This is a genomic window from Acetobacter fabarum (assembly GCF_040702925.2).
GTDB lineage: Bacteria > Pseudomonadota > Alphaproteobacteria > Acetobacterales > Acetobacteraceae > Acetobacter > Acetobacter fabarum_B.
Map to the genome: position 1 here is coordinate 46,769 of NZ_JBFCXX020000014.1, position 19,597 is coordinate 66,365.

Annotated in this window: 17 protein-coding genes and 2 pseudogenes; 7 read left to right on the top strand and 12 right to left on the bottom strand. The window is 55.5% G+C overall.

Going from position 1 to position 19,597, the window contains the following annotated elements; all coding sequences use genetic code 11:
• Positions 1–32: 32 nt before the first annotated feature.
• Positions 33–2,324 carry a TonB-dependent receptor gene (locus AB2L51_RS10760; RefSeq protein ID WP_395582502.1) on the bottom strand — a complete coding sequence of 764 codons (2,292 nt, stop codon included), beginning with the start codon at positions 2,322–2,324 and terminating at the stop codon, positions 33–35.
• Positions 2,325–2,667: 343 nt separating this feature from the next.
• Between AB2L51_RS10760 and AB2L51_RS10765 the strand changes: the two genes are divergently transcribed.
• Entirely contained in the window at positions 2,668–3,630 is a 963-nt protein-coding gene (locus AB2L51_RS10765; protein ID WP_395582503.1) for a LysR family transcriptional regulator, read from the top strand.
• Between the two features lie 83 nt (positions 3,631–3,713).
• On the opposite strand, the gene AB2L51_RS10770 is transcribed toward AB2L51_RS10765, so the two are convergent.
• Positions 3,714–4,319, bottom strand: coding sequence for a DUF488 domain-containing protein (locus tag AB2L51_RS10770; protein WP_395582504.1), 606 nt, complete (start codon positions 4,317–4,319; stop codon positions 3,714–3,716).
• Here AB2L51_RS10770 and AB2L51_RS10775 point away from each other — a divergent pair.
• The gene (locus AB2L51_RS10775; protein WP_395582505.1) at positions 4,318–4,533 is read left to right on the top strand and encodes a hypervirulence associated TUDOR domain-containing protein; all 216 of its coding nucleotides are present in this window, start codon (positions 4,318–4,320) and stop codon (positions 4,531–4,533) included. The genes AB2L51_RS10770 and AB2L51_RS10775 overlap by 2 nt on opposite strands.
• 200 nt (positions 4,534–4,733) lie before the next feature.
• On the opposite strand, the gene AB2L51_RS10780 is transcribed toward AB2L51_RS10775, so the two are convergent.
• The gene (locus tag AB2L51_RS10780) at positions 4,734–5,651 is read right to left on the bottom strand and encodes a LysR family transcriptional regulator (RefSeq protein WP_395582506.1); all 918 of its coding nucleotides are present in this window, start codon (positions 5,649–5,651) and stop codon (positions 4,734–4,736) included.
• 102 nt (positions 5,652–5,753) lie between these two features.
• On the opposite strand from AB2L51_RS10780, the gene AB2L51_RS10785 reads away from it, so the two are divergent.
• Both AB2L51_RS10785 and AB2L51_RS10790 read left to right on the top strand, forming a co-directional pair.
• Positions 5,754–6,548, top strand: coding sequence for an NAD(P)H-dependent oxidoreductase (locus AB2L51_RS10785; protein ID WP_395582507.1), 795 nt, complete (start codon positions 5,754–5,756; stop codon positions 6,546–6,548).
• A gap of 45 nt (positions 6,549–6,593) precedes the next feature.
• Positions 6,594–6,831: pseudogene (locus tag AB2L51_RS10790) on the top strand (IS3 family transposase); the annotation flags it as partial.
• Positions 6,832–6,874: 43 nt separating this feature from the next.
• Here the strand turns inward: AB2L51_RS10790 and AB2L51_RS10795 are convergent.
• The 6 genes from AB2L51_RS10795 to AB2L51_RS10820 form a co-directional block, all read right to left on the bottom strand.
• The gene (locus AB2L51_RS10795; RefSeq protein WP_395582508.1) at positions 6,875–7,396 is read right to left on the bottom strand and encodes a RidA family protein; all 522 of its coding nucleotides are present in this window, start codon (positions 7,394–7,396) and stop codon (positions 6,875–6,877) included.
• Positions 7,397–7,400: 4 nt separating this feature from the next.
• Positions 7,401–7,817: a c-type cytochrome gene (locus AB2L51_RS10800; RefSeq protein WP_395582509.1), complete on the bottom strand. Its 417-nt coding sequence runs from the start codon at positions 7,815–7,817 to the stop codon at positions 7,401–7,403.
• Entirely contained in the window at positions 7,817–9,418 is a 1,602-nt protein-coding gene (locus tag AB2L51_RS10805; RefSeq protein WP_395582510.1) for a flavin monoamine oxidase family protein, read from the bottom strand. The genes AB2L51_RS10800 and AB2L51_RS10805 overlap by 1 nt, the downstream gene beginning before the upstream one ends.
• Before the next feature lie 98 nt (positions 9,419–9,516).
• Positions 9,517–12,156: a TonB-dependent receptor plug domain-containing protein gene (locus AB2L51_RS10810; RefSeq protein ID WP_395582511.1), complete on the bottom strand. Its 2,640-nt coding sequence runs from the start codon at positions 12,154–12,156 to the stop codon at positions 9,517–9,519.
• Positions 12,157–12,762: 606 nt separating this feature from the next.
• Positions 12,763–14,133 carry an NAD-dependent succinate-semialdehyde dehydrogenase gene (locus AB2L51_RS10815; RefSeq protein WP_395582512.1) on the bottom strand — a complete coding sequence of 457 codons (1,371 nt, stop codon included), beginning with the start codon at positions 14,131–14,133 and terminating at the stop codon, positions 12,763–12,765.
• 15 nt (positions 14,134–14,148) lie between these two features.
• Complete coding sequence (locus tag AB2L51_RS10820) at positions 14,149–15,273, bottom strand: alkene reductase (RefSeq protein WP_395582513.1); 1,125 nt, start codon at positions 15,271–15,273, stop codon at positions 14,149–14,151.
• 115 nt (positions 15,274–15,388) lie between these two features.
• Between AB2L51_RS10820 and AB2L51_RS10825 the strand changes: the two genes are divergently transcribed.
• Positions 15,389–15,751, top strand: a complete 363-nt coding sequence (locus AB2L51_RS10825) for a winged helix-turn-helix transcriptional regulator (RefSeq protein ID WP_395582514.1) — start codon at positions 15,389–15,391, stop codon at positions 15,749–15,751.
• A gap of 212 nt (positions 15,752–15,963) precedes the next feature.
• Here the strand turns inward: AB2L51_RS10825 and AB2L51_RS10830 are convergent, their stop codons facing one another.
• Positions 15,964–16,260, bottom strand: a complete 297-nt coding sequence (locus AB2L51_RS10830; RefSeq protein WP_395582515.1) for a hypothetical protein — start codon at positions 16,258–16,260, stop codon at positions 15,964–15,966.
• 503 nt (positions 16,261–16,763) lie between these two features.
• Here AB2L51_RS10830 and AB2L51_RS10835 point away from each other — a divergent pair.
• The gene (locus AB2L51_RS10835; RefSeq protein ID WP_400921907.1) at positions 16,764–17,462 is read left to right on the top strand and encodes an alpha/beta hydrolase; all 699 of its coding nucleotides are present in this window, start codon (positions 16,764–16,766) and stop codon (positions 17,460–17,462) included.
• A 289-nt stretch (positions 17,463–17,751) separates the two neighbouring features.
• Positions 17,752–17,915: pseudogene (locus tag AB2L51_RS10840) on the top strand (glutathione binding-like protein); the annotation flags it as partial.
• Positions 17,916–17,938: 23 nt separating this feature from the next.
• Here the strand turns inward: AB2L51_RS10840 and AB2L51_RS10845 are convergent.
• Positions 17,939–18,829 carry an aldo/keto reductase gene (locus tag AB2L51_RS10845; protein WP_395582517.1) on the bottom strand — a complete coding sequence of 297 codons (891 nt, stop codon included), beginning with the start codon at positions 18,827–18,829 and terminating at the stop codon, positions 17,939–17,941.
• 146 nt (positions 18,830–18,975) lie between these two features.
• Positions 18,976–19,557 (bottom strand): glutathione S-transferase family protein, encoded by a 582-nt coding sequence (locus AB2L51_RS10850; protein ID WP_395582518.1) that lies wholly within the window; start codon positions 19,555–19,557, stop codon positions 18,976–18,978.
• Positions 19,558–19,597: the final 40 nt, after the last annotated feature.

Sequence of the window (19,597 nt, forward strand, 5' to 3'; positions counted from 1 at the left end):
GGTCTGTGCAGGACGGCCTTTTTATTATTGCTTCAGAAATCCGTGGAAATTGTTCCCGTCATGCTAAAGCGTGGCAGAACATAAAACTGCGCCCCACTCCCCGCAGCCAGAGTTGCGCCATCCAGCAGTTGCCCCTGTGTGGCGTTTGTTGCAATACCCACCGGCCCCGTGCGCACAACGGCCCCGGTCAGGTTCTGAAAGTTCATTTTAAAAGTGGGTGATTTGAGGAAAGAGAACGGCGTGAAGCGATACCCGATACTCAGGCTGTCCGTTACGTAGCCGGGCATACGCTGGTCCCCCGTCAGGGTTACGGACTGGGAACTGGCATAATGCAGGGCGAAGTTTCCAAAAAAATGCGTGTCATCATACGACAGGCCAAAATTGGCCATGACCTTGGGTGCCATAGGGGCTTCATGCCCTTTGGTCCGCAGGTAGCTCCCCCCGTATGGCACGTTGGAATCCAGCGTTGCATGCAGGTACTCAAACGATGCATAAGGGCTGAAGTGGTGGATCGGCCGGGCCGCCACCATAAGGTCAAAGCCACGTACGGTCTGGTTGCCCGCATTGGCGGTGCCAAACACGCCACCGCCCAGATAGGTGCTCATCAACCTGTTGGTAATGTTGTAGTTGAACAGGGACAGATCGAGCATCACATACCTGTCGTAGTAGCGATAGCCCAGTTCCTCCTTGATCGAATACTGGTTTTTGGGCAGGCCGGTCACGGCCTGAATGGCCGAGGGGTCGGGCTGGCGAAAGTCCCCCTCCCCATGCACATAAACCTGATTATGGTCGTCAATATCATACGAAATGGAAAGCTGCGGCAAAGGCACCGTGGAGTTCGCCCCCAGATGCGCGTTTGACGTGGAGGACGATGCAAGCAGGTTCTTCATCCAGTAATTTGTCATCATGAACTTGAAGCCCGCGTTAATCCGCAGCCTGTTACGCAGGTACCGTGCTTCGTCCTGCACAAAAATCGAGTGGATTTCGTAGCCGGTATTGGTCAGCCCAGCCAGCGCGCGTCTGCCGTCTGCCGTATAGAGCGCAGTATTGGGGTTGCCCGGCGTCGTGGCCCCGCTATAGGACACGTTGACCGGGAAACCGATTTTGGAAAAGTTGTTGGCATACCAGTACCCGACCGAAAAATGGTTATGGCTGTCAATGTCATAACCCAGCTTGGCGGTAACACCCACATCGGGCTGGCTGTAGGCGTTCCATGCCTGCACAAGCTGCTGCCCACCGGGCAGAGCACTCCCGTTGCCCAGACTATACTGCCCGGCGGAGGACTGCCCGATCCCCCAGCTATCCCACCCAAGAGCATCGTAAAAATAGGGGGTCACATCCAGCGTGAGCTTTCTGCTCAGCACCACATGCACCGGCATGACCAGAAAAACCGTGTTGAAGTGCGAGATATTGTTTTTCCAGTAGTTATCGTTCCCGCCTGTTGTGCTGTAATCGCTGTGGTTATACCCCGCTCCGGTATGCTTGTAGGCTTTGAACTGTTCTTCCGTTGCGTAATTATCAACCATGATCTGGTTGTTATTCCACGAAAAATACAGTTTGACGCTTGATGCGTTCTGAAAATCCTTTTGCAGCCCGAAGTCAATGTGCTGGCGGTCATTTGTGCCAGCCCCCATCCACTGCCGGGCATGCGTATGCGAACCCGATACGTAAAAACGCACACCCGTGTTGCCAATATCCCCCGACTGCAAGCGCAGGAACTCGCGGGAGAGGTTGTTTGTGCCATAGGAAAAATCCATCGTCCCACCCATTCTGTGGGAGGGGGTCAGGGTTTCCTCACGCATGACGCCCCCTGCACTTGTGGTCACCGGGGCTTCCAGCGCGGAAGCACCGGGGCTGACGGAAATACGTTCCAGATTTTCGGAATCCACGTTCTGGTCAATATAGCCCGCGCTGCTTGCGGGCACACCATCGAGCAGAATGGCCATGTCGGCATCTGTCAGGCCGCGGCTTTCTATGCCCCCACCATGCATGCCCGATGTATCCGCTGAGGATACGTTAAGACTTGGCATAGTCTTGACCAGATCCAGCACACTACTTGTAGGGCTTTTCTGGTCAATAAACTGCTTTGTAACCGTTTGTACAGAATAAGCGGCTGTTTCACGCCGCATCATCCCGCCCCCGCCATCCACGGACAGGCTGACGGACTGCCTGTTGGATGTGACGTCAATATTTTCCTTATTCCGCGCCTGCAGGGCAGATTTTGCATGGGGTTTATGCCCACTCGCCACCACCCGGTCTGGTGTTTGCACGTTACCCGCTGCTGCCGCACCAGCACTGCATGCTGTGTCAGAGAGTGCTGCCAAAACCAGAATGCCCGACGCCGATACGAAAAGCCTGTGCCTTAACGAAAAAATTTGCATTGCTTGTGCCCGCCCCTACAGCCTTCCACCTAAAAGACTGTTTTCAAGTTCTTTTTTGTCCAGCCCGTCCGCAGTTTGCTCAGACTCATTGTTCTGTTTATGTAACGTATCGTTTCTGTACGCTCTTTTGGAAGCGCTAAATTCTGCACGTTGTGTAGCCTTTTTCTGCACGTACGGACTCTTTTTTGATGCGGTATAGAAATGATTATGTTTATTCTTGATTTTCCATTAACTGTTCTCTCCAACAGGTTCCAAAAGACGCACACCCAGCAAAAGGACTATGGCCATGGTGCTCCTGACCAAGTTTTCCCGTTATTTTCAGGAGGTCATCCACCATGGCTCCATCCGCAAGGCGGCCGAGCACCTGCATATTGCTGCTTCAGCCGTGGACCGGCAGATCCTGAATGTGGAAGAAACACTGGGAGTGCGGCTGTTTGACCGGGTTTCCGGTGGTGTGCGGCTGACTGCTGCGGGCGAGGCCGTTTTTCACCAGCTCACCCGTTGGGGCAAGGAGGAAGCCGCCCTGCACCGCCATCTGGCCGAACTTAAAAACGCACGCGGGGGAGAAGTCCGCATTGCCGTGGCCGATGGTCTGGCCGTCAGCTTTATTCCCTCCGTGATCATGCTTTTGCATGATGACAGCCCGGGTTTGCGCTTTAAGGTTACTGTTGCCACCGCAGCAACCGCCGCCATCCTGCTCCGGGCGGGGGACTGCGATCTGGGGGTTACATTTGACCCCCCATCCTTTGCCGGGCTGAGTGTGGAGGCCGAGGCCCTGTCCCGCCTTGGTGTGCTGGTACCGCGTGGCCACCCGCTCACCCGCATGGAAGATGTGCGGGTCACGGACTGCACCGGCTACCCCATTGTGGCACCGGATTCATCCACCACATTGTGGCGGCTGGTCAAGGAACTGCTGGAAGAAACAGACATGCCTTACGACATTGTCTTCAATTCCAACAATATTGCGCTTGTCTGCGATATGGTGAAAAAAAATCTGGGCATTGCGATCATGCGTGATCTGGATGCCTTTGGCCATTACAATGAGGATGAAGCCCGGTTTATTGAACTGAACGAAACCAAACTGGCAACGCAAAAACTCTCGCTCATTATCCCCAAAACACGCATCCTATCCCCCAGCGCGCACTTCATTATTGAGAAATTCAAAAAAATATTCCAAGGGTTTGACAATAACCCACAGCAGTTTCTTGGAAAACCCAAACACATGGGGGACAGCAGCAAGCCGGGGTAAATACCCGGCTGCCCTGAACACGCTCTCCCTCCCGCACACAGGTGGGGAAGGGAAAACTCCACATTATACAAAACGAAAACCCATTACGTGGGGTTTTGAACACTCTCATCCAGCGGATAGGTAATACAGTGGTTATCCGCAACCACCGCCGCCTCTGTCAAACCTGCCGGGACGACATGCGACATGGACAGAATATGAAAAACCTTTATTCCATTGGCCAGAAGATAATCCGTGATAATGCGCCTGTGGCAGCGCCACCAGAGCACTTCCGCACACATGATCGCAACAACAGCGTGTTTCCCTGCTTCGATAAGCCGGGTCAGACCATGGTGAAAATCCTCTCCCAGAGCGTAATCCGCATAATTATGAAAACTCTGCACACGCCAGAATGCATTCGTGTCGGCTGGCACCGTCTTTGACCGTGGACGACGGCCGCCAAGGGCTGGAAAATGGCTATACCCTATGCCACAGGCCGCCAGTTCGGGTTGAAGAGTCGTCCCGTCATAATCACGGTTACGACGGGAGTAAGGAAAAGCCCGCACATCCGCGACCAGCGTCACCCCATAATGGCGAAGGAGCGCCACAAAATCATCCAGAGAAAGTGTTGAATGTCCAATGGTGTAAAAAGGGTTGGAAACGGATATACTCGGCTCACAGTCATGGTTCACGCTGGATTTGGAGTTTGTCATGCCATCACAGTCCTTCGCAATCGGAGATATCGTATCCTGGAACTCAGAGGCCGGGCACGTCAGCGGACAGATCAGGGCCGTCCATTTTACCCCGTTCATGGTCAACGGCTATCAACATCACGCGACGCCGACAGAACCACAATACGAAATTGAAAACCTTAAAACCGGCCATATCGCATTCCATAAAAGCACCGCCCTGAGCCTGAAGGACTGAAGGACGCAGCAGACCTGCCGGAACTGCATCCATGACCGCTGAACGCATGTGACAGCACGCCATGACCTGCACGGCAAGCCATGAAACCGATTGCAGCGCAGGCTTTAACAAAGTGCCCATAAAGCCATGTCCCGGTGGCAGGGCATACTCCATGGCCGGATGGCAGGTTTTGCGGGGCATAAGGTTGCACCACAGCACGCTCAGCGGCTGATACCCGGAATTTCTCGGGCCCTTGCGGCGAGAAACTCCGTGCAGAGCCGTACCCGCGTCAGGTTTGTCCGCTCCGGTGCGATCAGCATGCTCAGCGGCACCGCCGGAAGCGTGAAGTCCGGCAAGACCTGTTCAAGGCGGCCATCCCGCAGGCAATCCTCCACCAGCCAGCGATGGGCCGGGCCAAAACCGCGACCAGCCAGAAACGCATCACGCGCCGCCAGACCATGGTCAACAGTCAGACGACCATGAAACGGCACAACATGGTCCCGACCTTCTGCGTCCTGCAAAAGCAGCCGCTCCGATCCATGCACGCGCGACATCCGCACGCCCTCAAGGTCACGCAGATCCTCCAGCCGTCGCACCGGGCCATGGCGCGCCAGCCATTCGGGCGAGGCAACCAGCACGCGCTGGCTTTCCCCCAGAGAGCGCAGCTTCATCGTGCAATCACTCAGGGGACCAAGACGAATGGCAATGTCAACGCCATCGCGCACCAGATCAATGCGCTCGTCCGTTAACCCGAATTCAACCCTGATACCGGGATTCTGGTCCTGAAATTCATAGATGAGGCGACTGATATACAGCACACCAAGTGCGCCGGTGCAGGAAATCCGCACGGTTCCGGCTGTCGCCTGCCGTGTATCGCGCATTTCCTGACCTGCCTGTTCGACAAGGGAGAGAATTTGCACACAGTGCGCGTAATAGCGCGCTCCCTCATCCGTCAGTGCCGCGCGGCGTGTTGTCCGCGTCAGCAGCGAGACGCCCAGAGCCTCTTCAAGCTCACGCAGATGCCGCGTAATCGTCGATTGCCCCGCGCCACTTTCACGCGCGACAGCCGCCAGATTACCCCGTTCAGCGATGCGCACAAAAGTCCGCATCCGCTCCAATGAAACCAGAGACTGTTCCATTTTCTGGCATTATACCTTCCGCTCACCCCATATGGGAGGAGAATAGCTTATCGCCTACTCTGAGTGGAATACGAATTCCTCTGACAACAGCAAGGTCCGCTCATGAATATCCTGATCGTCTTCGCCCACCCCGAACGGCACTCCCTCAACGGCGCCCTGCTCGACGTTGCGGTGACCACATTGCAGGCACAGGGTCACGCGGTTCAGGTTTCCGACCTCTACGCCATGCACTGGAAAGCAAGCATTGACCGGGCCGATTTTCCGGATATCCCTGCAAACGAACGCCTGAGAGTGTCCTCCGCTTCCTCGCGCGAGTTCGCCGAAGGCGGCCTGACAGACGATGTCACGGCCGAACAGGACAAACTGCGCTGGGCCGACACCGTTATTTTCCAGTTCCCGCTCTGGTGGTTCGCCATGCCCGCGATCCTCAAGGGCTGGGTAGATCGTGTTTATGCCTGCGGGTTCGCCTACGGCGTTGGCGAGCATAATGACCGCCGCTGGGGCGACCGCTATGGCGAGGGAACGATGACAGGCAAGCGCGCCATGCTGATCGTCACGGCCGGGGGCTGGCCCGAGCATTATTCTGCTCGCGGGATCAACGGCCCGATAGATGATCTGCTGTTTCCCATCAATCACGGCATCCTGTTCTATCCGGGTTTCACTGTTCTGCCACCCTTCGTGGCCTACAGGGTGGACCGGCTGGACAACGCGGGTTTTGACGTTCTGGCAGAACAGCTCCGCGAACGGATGCGTACACTGGCAACAACAGCCCCCATCCCGTACCGGCAGCAGAATGGCGGTGACTACCAGATTCCCACAATGGAACTCAAAGCCGGGCTGGAAGCGCCTGGCACCGTCGGTTTTGACCTGCATGTGGCGCCACCACCGCCGAAATGACCACTTGGCAGCCATATGACAGCAACAGGTTCAGGGTATTGCACAGTCAGGGTGTTGCGCCGCGCCAACGTGGTCCAGCACAGGGTCGCAGGCTCATTCTGCTCTGGCAAAATGCGACCGTTGCGGGAAATGACGATGGCGTTCATTCACGCACATCGCAAGAACCTGGGTATCGGGCCGATCTGCCATGAACTGGCGATCGCCCCGTCCCTCTATCATGAACATGCCGCGCGTAAAGGCAGCCCTTGCCAGACGGGCTGCCCATGCGCGGCATGACGTGGAAACATCAGGACAGGATCACGCACGTGTACGCCTGTCCCGGATTTTTAGTGGTGAGAGGGCCTGACTGCCACAACCTCAATTTCCACCAGCCATCCCGGGTTGGCGAGTTGCGCCACACCAAAAGCAGACCGAACCGGCAGATTGGGCTGCGACTTGGTGCCAAAAAACTTCGTGTACCCTTTCATCATACCTTCAAAATCAAGTTTTTTGGTTTTCGTATCCGCCACCATAAAAACATGCATCTGCACCACGTCTCCCATGGTCAGCCCCATGCCAGCAAGCGTATCCTCTATCCGTTTGAGAGCACCTTCCGTCTGTGTCGCCATATCGCCATAAGCTGCCAGACTTTTCTGGGGTGCTTTCGGGTCGATAACAGGAGCACCCATACCACTCAGATAAATGGTGGAAGAGCCTGGAGGCACTTCAATAGCTGAAGCAATGGGAAAAGTTGCTTCGTTATGTCTGACCAGATCACTCTGGGCATATGCTGGCGCAAAAGACACTGATGCCGCCAGAACTGATGTTGTACAAAGGGCCAATCCCCATACGGCCTTGAATACACGCATGATCTTATTGCTCCTCGGCTGTCAGATGGGGGCGCATAAGAGCGACCTCTGACGGGTTCAGTTTATCTGTATAATGATTACCAAAATGCGTACGGACATAATCCACCACATCTGCAATCTGCTGGTCATTCAACAAACCGGAAAACCACGGCATGGCTCCGTAACCGTTAAGGATAACGGTCGCAGGGTAACTGGCAACCTGCAAACGCGGATTATGCGCCAGAGCAGGAATTTGCGCCCCGGCACCCACAGCCCCCTGCCCTTCAGCCATATGGCAGCTCTGGCAGACATGGCGGTAAATCGCCTCGCCCGAAGGCAGGGCTTCCATTTTACCAGAAATTGCACTTGCACTGTCCGCCCGTGCAAAACCAGCCGGTGCGGCAGCAGCCACTAGCGCCGACAAAAGGAGAAATTTACGCATCAGGCTGCTCCCAGGGCTCGTTTATGCAAACGTGTAACCGCGTCCAGCGCGGAGAGAATGGCGCCTTCCTGCCAGCATCCGACGTAAGACGCATGCTCGCCAGCCAGAACCAGTCTCTGGTCAATGGAACACAGCGTCTTATAGTGCGTCTTGCGTGCCTCTTCGCTCCACATCGAACAGCATCCCAAAGTCCATGGCACCCTGCTCCATGCAAAACTCACACCATTCAGAAATTCCTTCCGGTATTGAGGATGAAAAGCCAGACCCTGCTTGATGCCCTGCTCCAGTCGTTCCTGAGGGGTCATGCCTGCAAAGTCATATGCCGCAGGGCCAAACATATAGCCCCCAAGCAGTACGGCCGGGCCTTTGGAAAAAATACCATGGCTTGGGTAGGAAATCTGGCTGATGGGCTGATCCGTAAAGCTGATGCCGCCGTAAATCTGATCATCTTCCTCCCAGAAGCGGCGTTTGAATTCCAGACCAAGCTTAACGGAGGACGCATAGGGCACGGCACCGATGGCAGCTTTCATGCCATCACTCACCTGCACATCCAGCTGTGACAGAATGGAAAGGGGAATTGTGCACACACAGTAGTCAGCCTTTGCCTGACGGACCACACCCCCATGCTGCATGTCATTATAGGTAACACTTACACCATGATCATCCTGATGAATGGCCGTAACCTTGCAGTTGAGCTGCAAAAGGTCTTTAACCTGCCGGGTAAAGGCCTTACCAATATTGTCCATTCCCCCAACAGGCTGGAACATGGTTGTCTGCATATCCAACCGCTCATGGAACGCCATCCAGTTCCACATGCCGGATTTCCAGATTTCACCTCTCTTCATCAGGTCGGACGGGATCGGGGCACCATTCAGTCCGCCACCCTGTGACTTCTCAAACCCGCGTCGTAACGAGCTGATGTTACCCTTTGTATAAGCCAGTTCCGGCGTAAGCGCACCCCAGCCCTGCATGGCGTTTTTCAGATGCGCCACTTCATCTGGGGTCACCAGATCATCCAGTTTATGCTGGTCCACAGCTTTAGCCAGAAGCTCGGCCGTAAAGCCGGTAAAATCAGCAGCCAGTTCCCGATAGCGTACGGCTTTGCCACCAAAAGAGCCTGTCGAATGGAGCCAGCTGTTATGGTTCAGCTCAATAAAGGGTTCCAGTTCAACACCAAACTCGCGGCAATAGTACAAAAGCCCCTGATGGTGGTAGGGGATACGCCACGGACCGGGATTGATGTAGTTCCCCGGTGCAAAGCCGACTTTCTGTGTTGCTCCGCCCAGTTCCGTTACTGTGTCCCCTCCGCGCAGGCTGATGTTACGCCCACCGCTACGCGTCTGGAATTCAATGATTTTAACATCATAACCCGCTTTGCGCAGTTCGTAGGCACTGAGCATCCCCGCAAGCCCAGCCCCCAGAACCAGAACGGAAGTCCCTTTTTTAGCGCCAGACAGCCTGGGAGGACCGGAAAAATCCGTTCCCATGGCATGGCCCATACTGGTCATGGCCTGATACAGCGCCACACTCCCCGCTAACGTGCCAATACGGCCCAGCAGTTGCCGCCGTGTTTGTGACTGGGTGTTTGATGGACTTGCCATTGAGTATCCCTGCTTTTTCTTTTACCCACGGTTCCGGTAAGACCGAACCGGCAAAAAAATACATGACGCATGAAAACATACGTCATGTATGTCCTGTTTTAGAAGTCTGCGTTCAGGCGACCATAGTAGTAGGCACCGGTGATCGGCACCTGAAGAGAGAACTGGTCATACGGCTGTGCGCCACGGGAGTTATTGATCTGCGCAACCATACGGGGTTTGACATCGGCAATGTTGTTCACGCCAACAGCCATGTGCCAGTTTTTGTTAAAGCGGTAGCCAATTTCAATATCGGTCATCCAGCGTGGTGTGTTCTTGAACTGGTTGAAGCAGGTATTGGAGTAAGCCAGCTTTCCACCACCCGCGCAGAGTGTGTTCTGGTTCTGCCAGTCATAGTAGGTCAGCATGGACGTTGTTTCGCCATACCGCGTTTCACGCACGTTAAAGTCCCAGTTCTTGTAACGGTAGAATGCGTTCAGGATAATCTTGCTGCGTGGATAGGCCGTTGTGATGTAAGAAATGTTCTGTGCGTTCAGCAAAGGATTACCACTTGCATCCAGTGAATTATGGTGCAGGCGCGTCCGGTTGAGGTCAAGCGCCATGGTCAGCGCCAGGGTACCCGCCTTGCGGAAGCGGAAGGTATAATCAGCCTTGATATCCAGACCCTGCGTACGGGTGCTGGCTCCGTTGGTCATGAAATATGCTGACACGTTGTCAGCAATCAGACCATTGGAAGGCAGCAGATAACCAAGCTGCTCAATGGCCGAAATCGCGCTAGCACCCTTGACCGTACCGCCACCGACAATACGGTCACGCAGGTTGATCTGGTAAACATCCGCTTCGATATGAAAGCCGTTGATAGGCTCGATAACAATACCACCGCTGGCGCTGACAGAGCGTTCCGGTTTAAGCTTGCTCGCCCCCAGTGCACTGGCCGCAGCCGAATCAACCGGCAACAGGCCGGAAGCGCCGTTGGGGTCCACGTTCATGGCGGAATAATGCTGCTCCGGCAGTGTCGGCGCACGGAAACCCGTGCTGATGGTCCCGCGGAAGGCAATACGCCGGGTTACATCATAACGGGAGGAAACCTTGCCGTTTTCCGCATTTCCAACGTCTGTGTAATGCTCAAAACGCCCGGCAAAATCCAGATCCCAGTTTTTGAGCGGATGGAAGTCACCATCCACATAACCTGCCCAGATGTCACGGCTCCAGCTCCCTGCACTCTGTGGGCCAATACCTGCATAGCCCTGTGTGCCGCCCAGAAGGTAGGATGCCTCGTCCCCTGCTGTCAGGTCATACGTTTCCAGCCGGTGTTCACCACCAAAGGCCAGCAGCATCGGAACTTTCTGGGCAATGTTGAAATGACGCCGGAAATCGAGATTATTGGTCCACTGTGCCAGCCTGTATGTTTCTGCGCGCACGATTGTCGGGGTCCAGCCACATCCGAGCGGTGAATAGTTGGCCGATGTGCTATCCGGCGAGCAGGAAGACGACAGCATGCCTGTATTGGCGGTATTTTTGTTGCCGATCTTGGTTTCGTCAGCACCGTAAGTGGTGCTCAGGTCCCAGTCAAAGCCGAACAGGCTATCGCCTTTAAGGCCAATGGTCGCTGCGTAATCGTTTTCCTGAATGGTTTCGAGCGGGGAAAAACCAGAGGGATAATAGGTCGGCGCGATGGTGGGAATACGATAGTTTTCGTATGCTTCCCCATAACGGTGCGCGTACGTGATCAGACCATAGAACTGAATGGCGTCAGTAATTTTCTTACCAAAATCAATGCCAAGATTTTCCCGGGTTTCTTCGGGCGTGCTCATGATCTTGTTGGAATCAAGCGGCACCTGCATGGCGTTGGGTACCAGACCGTTATAATACCCGGTTGTGGTCGCACCATCGGGCCAATACCCCAGCAAACGGTGATCTTTTGTTTTGACAACGTAATGATCTACATGCGTGATCTGGCCTGAAAGATGGATATAACCATCTTCCCCCAGTTTCAGCCCGCCATCTGCGTTCAACTGATACTGCCAGCCATCACCGTTATAGGCATTGGCCCCGGTCTGGGCCGACATATGCAGGCCGTGGTCTTCTTTTTTGGTAATAATATTCACAACGCCCGCAATGGCGTCTGAACCATACATGGCGGCGGCACCGTCTTCCAGCACTTCAATATGGTCAATCGCATTTGCTGGAATCATGTTCAGGTCAACGCCCGTCGAACCAAACTGGGGGCCCGCGTCTGCCACGATGTTTGCCGTGGAATGACGGCGCTTGCCATCAACAAGAACCAGCACTTCGTTCGGGTTGAGACCACGCATCTGAATGGAAGATGTCAGCGCGGCACTGTCAGCGGCCATGGCCTGCACGTTGATCGATGCGTATGTCCGTACCAGCGAATCTGCCAGATTAACCTGCCCCGAACGGCGCAGGGTCGCGGCCGTTACAACCGTCACAGGGGACGAGCTTTGCCTTGCCTTACGGTTGGTCGAGTGGGTGCCGGTGGAAACGTTAACGGTTTCGACATCCCCTGCATACAAGGCTCTGGTGTCGTCCTTTTTGCGGGCTGCCCGTGTTGAGGCTGCCGTTGTAGCGGGACCTGTCGGCTTTGCCGTGACCTTCCCGGACTGTTCGTGCTGAATTTTCCGATGCGTTGTAGCAGTACCTGTCGTTTCAGCCACAGAAAGCGAAGGTAGAACGGTGCAGAGTGTGGTGGCAAGCAGAGAAAAGCGGCGCGCTAATCGCATGTTTCATGTCCCACTTGTGAAGCATTATTGCTCCATCCGCCGTATTACATTTCGGAATAGAAATGATATAGAAAAAACATATCTGCTGTGCATATTCCACATAACGTTGCGAAAACGCAACAGATAGCCTCCGCACCAGATCAGGCCGCCCCTTGCGCCACCTAACGTAAAACTGGCTGTTTTGCGCCATCTCTATGGCTTTTGTCATGTGGAACATGGAGGCAGAACCACCCGGCCTGATCTGCTACACCCTTATCCACAAAGGCTGGCGCAACGCCAGTTCCATGCCCCCAGCAGGCTGTGGGATTCGGGTTTTACTGACATTTCCACATGGCTGGACTTTATAGAGGCCACTTTTATCATGACATGTCCGCCCACCTCAGTATGAGCGGCTCTGCTTCATCACCCCCCATACTGAGGCGGCTGGCTATGCGGTAGCCAGATCACTGGGGCGGAGCCCTTGAAGCACAGGCCGTCCTACGGTTCGCAAAGCAGACATATCGTATTGGCCGGTATCTCTTGACCGCGTGGCGGCATCTGCCTTTGTGAGTAGGGCCCTTCTGTCCCGGACGGAATTTACCGGGGCAGAAGAGAAGAACTGCCCTGTCAGGCGATGCGGATCAGCTTGCGGTTGATGAATTCCTCAATACCGAGAAAGGAGAGTTCGCGGCCAAAACCCGAATTCTTGATTCCCCCAAAAGGCAGGTCCGGTGCGGTTGCTGTGGCCGTGTTGATGAACATCATACCTGTTTCGACCTGTTCAGCCACTTTTTCGGCGCGTGCAAGGTTGCGGGAGAACACAGCCCCGCCAAGGCCGTAAGGTGAATCGTTAGCCAGTTCAATGGCCTCGTGTTCCGATGCGACCCGGTGCACAACCGCAACAGGCCCGAAAATTTCCTGATAGAAGACCGGATTGTCTTTTGACACATTACTCAGGATGGTCGGCTCCATAAAGAAGCCCTTCCGGTCCATCCGCTTGCCCCCGACCACCAGAGTTGCGCCCGCTTTGATGGCTTCGTCGGTCTGCGCAAGGACGGTGTCCAGCGCCTTGCGGCTGCTCATCGGGCCATGAGTGGTGCCTTCGGCCAGTGGATCGCCAATACGGAACTGCGTGATCGCCTTTTTCAGCCCCGTGACAAAGGCATCATAGACCGCCTCATGCACAATCATGCGTTTGGCCGCCGTGCAGACCTGCCCGTTATTGGCAAACCGGCCCCATGTGGCCCATTTGACAGCCAGTTCGAGGTCCGCATCATCCAGCACGATGAAAGCATCGCTGCCGCCCAGTTCCATCGTATCCTTCTTGAGCGCCGCACCCGCTTCGGCCGCCACCGTCTGGCCCGCGCGTTCGCTGCCGGTGAGAGCGACACCACGGATACGAAAATCCTTGATCAGTTCAGCAGACTGGTCATTGTCGAGGAAGATGTTGGTATAGACGCCAACCGGCACGCCTGCATCATGAAACAGCTTTTCAAAAGCCAGCGCACATTGCGGCACGTTGGGCGCATGTTTGGCGATGACCACATTACCCGCCATCAGGTTCGGTCCGGCCACACGGGCAAGCTGGTAATAGGGGAAGTTCCATGGCTCGATGCAGTAGATGATGCCAAGCGACTGGTTGATGATCTTCGCCTGGCCTTTCCTGACCTCCAGATGCGTAGGGGCCAGAATTTTCTCCGCGCCATCGGCGTAGAAAGAGAGAATATCAGCGGTGATATCGATCTCTTCCAGCGCGTCGGACAGCGCCTTGCCCATTTCGGTTGTGATCAGGCGGGCATGCGCCTCGCGGTCACGACGCAGCAGGTCGGCAGCCTTTGACATGATGATTTTGCGCTCGGCGATACCGCGCTTTTTCCAGTCGGTCTTCCACACATGGTCCGCGCGCTCGACAATCGCCTTCATCTGCTGCGCAGTATGAAGGTCAAATGTGCGCTCCACGGTTTCCGTGGTCGGATTGAGGGTCTGATAAAAAGTCATGTTGACGTCGTCCTGTTACTGAGTATGGAATGGATAGTCGGTGTAACCATGCGCACCACCGTCATACATGGTCGCGGGATCAAGGGGATTAAGCGGCCAGCCATGTTCCAGCCGTGCAGGCAGGTCCGGATTGGCGATGAACTTTCGCCCGAAGCCGATCATATCCGCCCAGCCACGCGCCAGAGCTTGCTGCGCCCTGTGCAGGTCATAACGGCCCGCATACAGGATGCGACCACCAAAGATGTCACGCACACCGGCACGGAAGGCGTCTGGCATTTCAGGCGCGTTGTCCCAGTCGGCCTCAGCCAGCGAGACATAGGCGACACCAGCTTCGGCCAGAACCCGCACGGCCTGCGTGTAGGTCTCCTGCGGATTCCCTTCCAGTAGACCCAGATAGACGCGCTCTTCTGTGGGTATGCCGAACAGCGGAGAAAACCGCACACCCATCCTGCCGGGCGTGACCACAGCGGACACGGCCTCCACCACCTCACGCAGGAAGCGCAGACGATTGGATAGACTGCCGCCATAAGCATCGGTACGGCAATTGGCACGCTCGGAGATAAACTGGTTAATCAGATAACCATTGGCCGCATGGATTTCCACACCATCGAACCCCGCTGCCAGAGCATTACGCGCCGCATGGGCATACAGTTCCACGAGATCATGGATTTCGGGGACGGACAGTGCGCGTGGCATGTCTGGTGGCGCCAGTTTGCCCGTACCCGGCCCTGTGGGAATAAACACGTTTACTCCAGTTGCCGCCACGGCGGATGGAGCAATCGGTGCTTCGTGGCCGGGTTGTAACGCCCGATGGGAGACACGGCCGACATGCCACAACTGCGCAAAGATGGGCCGCCGCTTTGCATGCACAGCATCTGTGACGCATTTCCAGCCCGCGATTTGCTCGGGTGAGTAGATGCCCGGCGTCCAGGCATAGCCCTGACCACGGGGTTCGATCTGTGTGCCTTCGGTAATCAGGAAACCCGCCTGCGTACGCTGGGCATAATAGTCCGCCATCAGTACGTTGGCGACATCACCGGGCTGTGTGCTGCGGCAGCGGGTCAGCGGCGGCAGGAATATCCTGTTCTCAAGGGGCAGGTCGCCCAATCGCACGGAACTGAATAGAGAAGATGAAGACATGATCAACCTTGTTTACAAACACAGACCATTCATCTGGCCCTCATGTAAACATTGACCCGGCCTCATGTTTGCGCAAGAACGCACATAAATCGCCACTAGTGTCAGGAATGATACCATGCCCCGCATCCGTCACACCACGCTGGGGTGTAGCCCCGGCTGCACGGTGGAAGCCACGCTCGAACTCTTTGGCGGGAAGTGGAAGGCGCTGATCCTGTATCACCTGTTCGAGGACGAGGTACTGCGGTTTGGTGAACTGCGCCGCCGCCTGCCCAATGTCACACAGCGCATGCTCACCAACCAGCTTCGGGAACTACAGGCGGACGGGCTGATTTCACGGACTGTTTTTCCCGAGGTTCCACCGCATGTGGAATACGCCCTGACTGATGTGGGAAAAACGCTGAAGCCTGTTATTCAGGCGCTCAAGACGTGGGGAGATCGGTACGCGCATTCCATCCAGCGAAACAGAGCCGCTGACTGAAACCGAGCGCTGCCGCATGCTGCAATCACAGCGGCGCTCCGCCCAAAAGCAACACAGCAGACAGGCGGCCGCGATATGGATTGCTGACCTGAATATATAGGCACAGCCTCCACTATCAGCAGTTCACTGACGACACGCGATGGTGTCTCGGGCAATGAAGTGTCGTTATACTTCCTGACACTTCATCCCGTCTTCCAGTAAGTGCAGGCCCCTTATTGCCAATGTCCTGCAACCCAGACCCATCCCCTCGGGCCTGGCCGCCACGAGCCCGGAACCCAGATGAGTCTCGGCATCGGCCGGGCAATCCAATGGCCCGGAATCCAGACATAGCGCGCGCGATGCCTCTTCCAGTGCCCGGGATCCCATACGAATTTCTCCGGTGCTCCCGGCGGTGCAATCATCATCTCGCGGGGTGCAGGCGGCGGGGGCCCCACCATGACGACCTGAGCCTGCGCGCTCGAAATTGTCACACACAGGATAATCCCCAGTGTTACAGTATTTATTTTCATATACGCGCTCCATATGCCTGCAAGGAAGAGACACTCCAATGACGCCACGGCAGGGTATTTCTAAAACAATCCCGCCTCTTTTTTAAGGGTAGCCCCCCTCGCGGGCATGTTTTTTGTGGCGAGCCGGAAATCATGCCATATTTTATTTCTGTATCGAGCGCAGGAGGCGGCCTGCCCGATCTGCCTGGTCTTCAGCCGATGACCCAGATCAGAAAGAAGCGAATGTGATTGGCAGACGCACGCTCATAAAAGGCTCATTGATGGCAGCGGCGACCATCGTTTCGGGCAACGCTCACGCACAGACAGTCACGCCTGACGCAGGAAATCGTCGGCAGGATGCGATGCCGAGCGCGCTTGTATCCGGATTTCCAATCTGGCACGGACCGCCGCCGGGTGGTGGAGGCCCCACTTCAGGCGAGCATGTCTCCAGAAGCGGTGCCGTAACAAACGTGGCGGTTCCAACACTTACGGTCTTTCGTCCCGTTAAGCCCAACGGAGCCGCGATGCTGATCGCAGGGGGCGGTGGGTATAAACGGGTCGAAAACGGGAAGGAAGCCATGCCCACCGCCCGGTGGCTGGCTTCTATCGGGGTGACGAGCTTCGTCCTGACGTATCGCCTCCCGGAAGAGGGCTGGACTGTTGGCAGATCCGCACCTTTTCAGGACGCGGAGCGCGCCATTCGCATCATCCGCGGTCGGGCACGCCATTTTGGCATCGACCCGCGCCGTGTGGGAATAATCGGTTTTTCTGCCGGCGCTCATTTGCTGGGTATGCAGACAGCCTGTGCGAATCAGCTATCCTACGCGCCGCTCGACCTGGTGGACCAGATATCGGGTCGCCCCGATCTGACGTTGCTGATCTATCCCATTGTGACACTTGAACCACCGTATCAGCACACGTCCACGAGACGCATCCTGATCGGCGATCATCCAAGCCCTGCCGAAAGCGCGCGCTGGTCCGTGCAGACACACATTCATCCGGGGCTGGCGCCGTTCTTCCTCGTACAGGCGGCGGACGATCCCGTGTCAAACCCGGCAAATACTGCAATTCTTCAGGCGACCTGCGAACAAAATAATGTAGAAGTCGTGCGTCACCTGTTTCCCACCGGTGGCCACGGTTTTGGTCTCGGAAAACCAGAAACCGCAACGGTGGAGTGGCCCAAAATGGCCGAACAGTGGATGGCCGGGCACCAGTTTATCTGACACCCCGTTCTGAACTGCCCCGGGTTTACGGGAGAGAGATTTGTTCAGTAATCAGGCAGAGATATCAAGCCAGCTCTGATCTTCATAGTAGGCGCGTTCGGCTTCGGCGGGCGGCCTGTAGCCGATTGACGGCAACTGATAAGCTCGGGTAATCTGATCGATGCTCTTCCAGAAGGCGCACCGCGCGCTTACGGAACTCAGGCGAATAACGTGATGTTTTCTTCTTCTCTACTATAGGGATCATCCTCCGAGAGTTTTACTCTCCGGTAAACCCGGGACAGTTCACACAGACTGGTTTGCACTCAACCACCCTACGATCACGGACTGCGCGCTCTTCCCCTCTCTCGCACTGGCGCCCGAGGGCGGTATCGACCCGCTCCCTATCCGGCTCTCGGACGCTGGTTCGATCGCGTCCGAAATCTGCCGGGTTTCATCTCCATGCCGGGTCTGTAATCGACAGATGCTTCACACGGCCATCAGGAGGCGGACTGAAACGCCTTGCGGCCTTCCGCGTCCAGCGCCGCGAAGTCTTCGTCGGACAGGATGATGTCAACGGCGGCGACGTTCTGTTCGAGATGTGCGACCCGGGACGTTCCGGGGATCGGTAGCATGACCGGACTGCGCTTCAGAATCCAGGCCAGGGCAATCTGGCTTGGCGTGGCGTTATATTTCCCCGATATTGTGTCAAGTATCGAGCCCGGTTTTGCGAGATCGCCCGCGGCGAGCGGAAACCAGGGAATGAAGCCGATACCCTGAGCAGCGCAATAGTCGAGTACGTCCTCACTGGTACGGTCGACCAGATTATAACGGTTCTGGACGGTTGCGACGTCGAAAAATTTCGAGGCCGCCTTGATGTCCGCGACGGATACCTCACTCAATCCCGCGTGGCGGACAAGTTTCTGATCGAGCAGTGATTTGATTGCATCGAACTGTTCGTCCGCCGGAACCTTCGGATCAATACGGTGTAACTGCCAAAGATCAATCTGTTCGACACCAAGATTGCGCAGGCTCTTATGCACCTGCTGGAGCAGGTATTCCGGCCGCCCGACCGGCTTCCATATGTCAGGCCCAGAGCGGGTCAGACCACCCTTGGTCGCGATTACGAACCCTTTGGGATAGGGATGCAATGCCTCGCGGATCAGCCATTCCGACACATCCGGCCCGTAGGCATCGGACGTGTCGATGAAGTTGACGCCGAGCTCCGGAAGCCGCTTCAACGTGCGGATAGCTTCGTCGTGATCGGCAGGTGGCCCCCAAACACCTTTGCCGGTAATACGCATCGCGCCGAAACCAAGACGGTTGATGTCAATATCTCCGCCGATTTTGAAACAGCCGGATCTGGTGGCGTCATGGCTCGAAATGCTCATTATCCTACCTTTCCTCAAGAATATGCCCGCCTCAGCGGGCACCAATGGCTTCACCAGCATGTCATGTTATCGGAGCAGTAACAAGCAATCGAAAGAGGTCCCTACTCTTGTACCATCTAAAGGCACTTATCGTACCTCGCTGCTATTTACGGGATCAAACCTTCTTGCCGTAACGCGTTTTGAACGGCCGACCGCTCCAACATTCGGGCGGCATGACGCGACCATGCCGGAAAAGAGGATTCCATATCCAATCCGATGGCTTTCCCCCAAGAATAAAAAACAAACAAATACGGATCAACGCATGAATACGCTTCACCTACGCACCACGTTCTCCCAGAGATATTGTTTTCTACTACTGCACTAAATTCCTGAAGGTTGTTTTTCCCTCTTGAAACAATATTATTCCACTGATGTTCATCTTCAATGAACCGTCCGGGTCGCCATATCTGTCCATAGGCAACCGCGTGTACATTGCTCGATAACCAGTTAAACCATTCCCAGCAACGAGCTTGCTCCAGAACTGATTTTGGCCAGAAATTTCTCTCTGGAAATAAACTCGATAAATAAAATAGAATCGCGGGGCATTCGGTAATTATTTCCTCACCGTCAATTAAAACAGGAACCCTTCCTCGCAGGTTTATTTTTAGAAACTCTTCACTTCCCGTACCTTCGTCTCCAACGGGCGTCAGTTTGTTGATTTTCACTGAGAACTGACCCGGGTTTTTCATCAGGAATTGACCCAGCCAGATGCTATTTCAGGCACAGTCG

Coding starts and splice junctions, on each gene's coding strand:
- AB2L51_RS10765 (WP_395582503.1), top strand. CDS start 2,668: ATGGTGCTCCTGACCAAGTTTTCCCGTTATTTTCAGGAGGTCATCCAC.
- AB2L51_RS10775 (WP_395582505.1), top strand. CDS start 4,318: ATGCCATCACAGTCCTTCGCAATCGGAGATATCGTATCCTGGAACTCA.
- AB2L51_RS10770 (WP_395582504.1), bottom strand. CDS start 4,319: ATGACAAACTCCAAATCCAGCGTGAACCATGACTGTGAGCCGAGTATA.
- AB2L51_RS10780 (WP_395582506.1), bottom strand. CDS start 5,651: ATGGAACAGTCTCTGGTTTCATTGGAGCGGATGCGGACTTTTGTGCGC.
- AB2L51_RS10785 (WP_395582507.1), top strand. CDS start 5,754: ATGAATATCCTGATCGTCTTCGCCCACCCCGAACGGCACTCCCTCAAC.
- AB2L51_RS10795 (WP_395582508.1), bottom strand. CDS start 7,396: ATGCGTGTATTCAAGGCCGTATGGGGATTGGCCCTTTGTACAACATCA.
- AB2L51_RS10800 (WP_395582509.1), bottom strand. CDS start 7,817: ATGCGTAAATTTCTCCTTTTGTCGGCGCTAGTGGCTGCTGCCGCACCG.
- AB2L51_RS10805 (WP_395582510.1), bottom strand. CDS start 9,418: ATGGCAAGTCCATCAAACACCCAGTCACAAACACGGCGGCAACTGCTG.
- AB2L51_RS10810 (WP_395582511.1), bottom strand. CDS start 12,156: ATGCGATTAGCGCGCCGCTTTTCTCTGCTTGCCACCACACTCTGCACC.
- AB2L51_RS10815 (WP_395582512.1), bottom strand. CDS start 14,133: ATGACTTTTTATCAGACCCTCAATCCGACCACGGAAACCGTGGAGCGC.
- AB2L51_RS10820 (WP_395582513.1), bottom strand. CDS start 15,273: ATGTCTTCATCTTCTCTATTCAGTTCCGTGCGATTGGGCGACCTGCCC.
- AB2L51_RS10825 (WP_395582514.1), top strand. CDS start 15,389: ATGCCCCGCATCCGTCACACCACGCTGGGGTGTAGCCCCGGCTGCACG.
- AB2L51_RS10830 (WP_395582515.1), bottom strand. CDS start 16,260: ATGAAAATAAATACTGTAACACTGGGGATTATCCTGTGTGTGACAATT.
- AB2L51_RS10835 (WP_400921907.1), top strand. CDS start 16,764: ATGCTGATCGCAGGGGGCGGTGGGTATAAACGGGTCGAAAACGGGAAG.
- AB2L51_RS10845 (WP_395582517.1), bottom strand. CDS start 18,829: ATGAGCATTTCGAGCCATGACGCCACCAGATCCGGCTGTTTCAAAATC.
- AB2L51_RS10850 (WP_395582518.1), bottom strand. CDS start 19,557: ATGAAAAACCCGGGTCAGTTCTCAGTGAAAATCAACAAACTGACGCCC.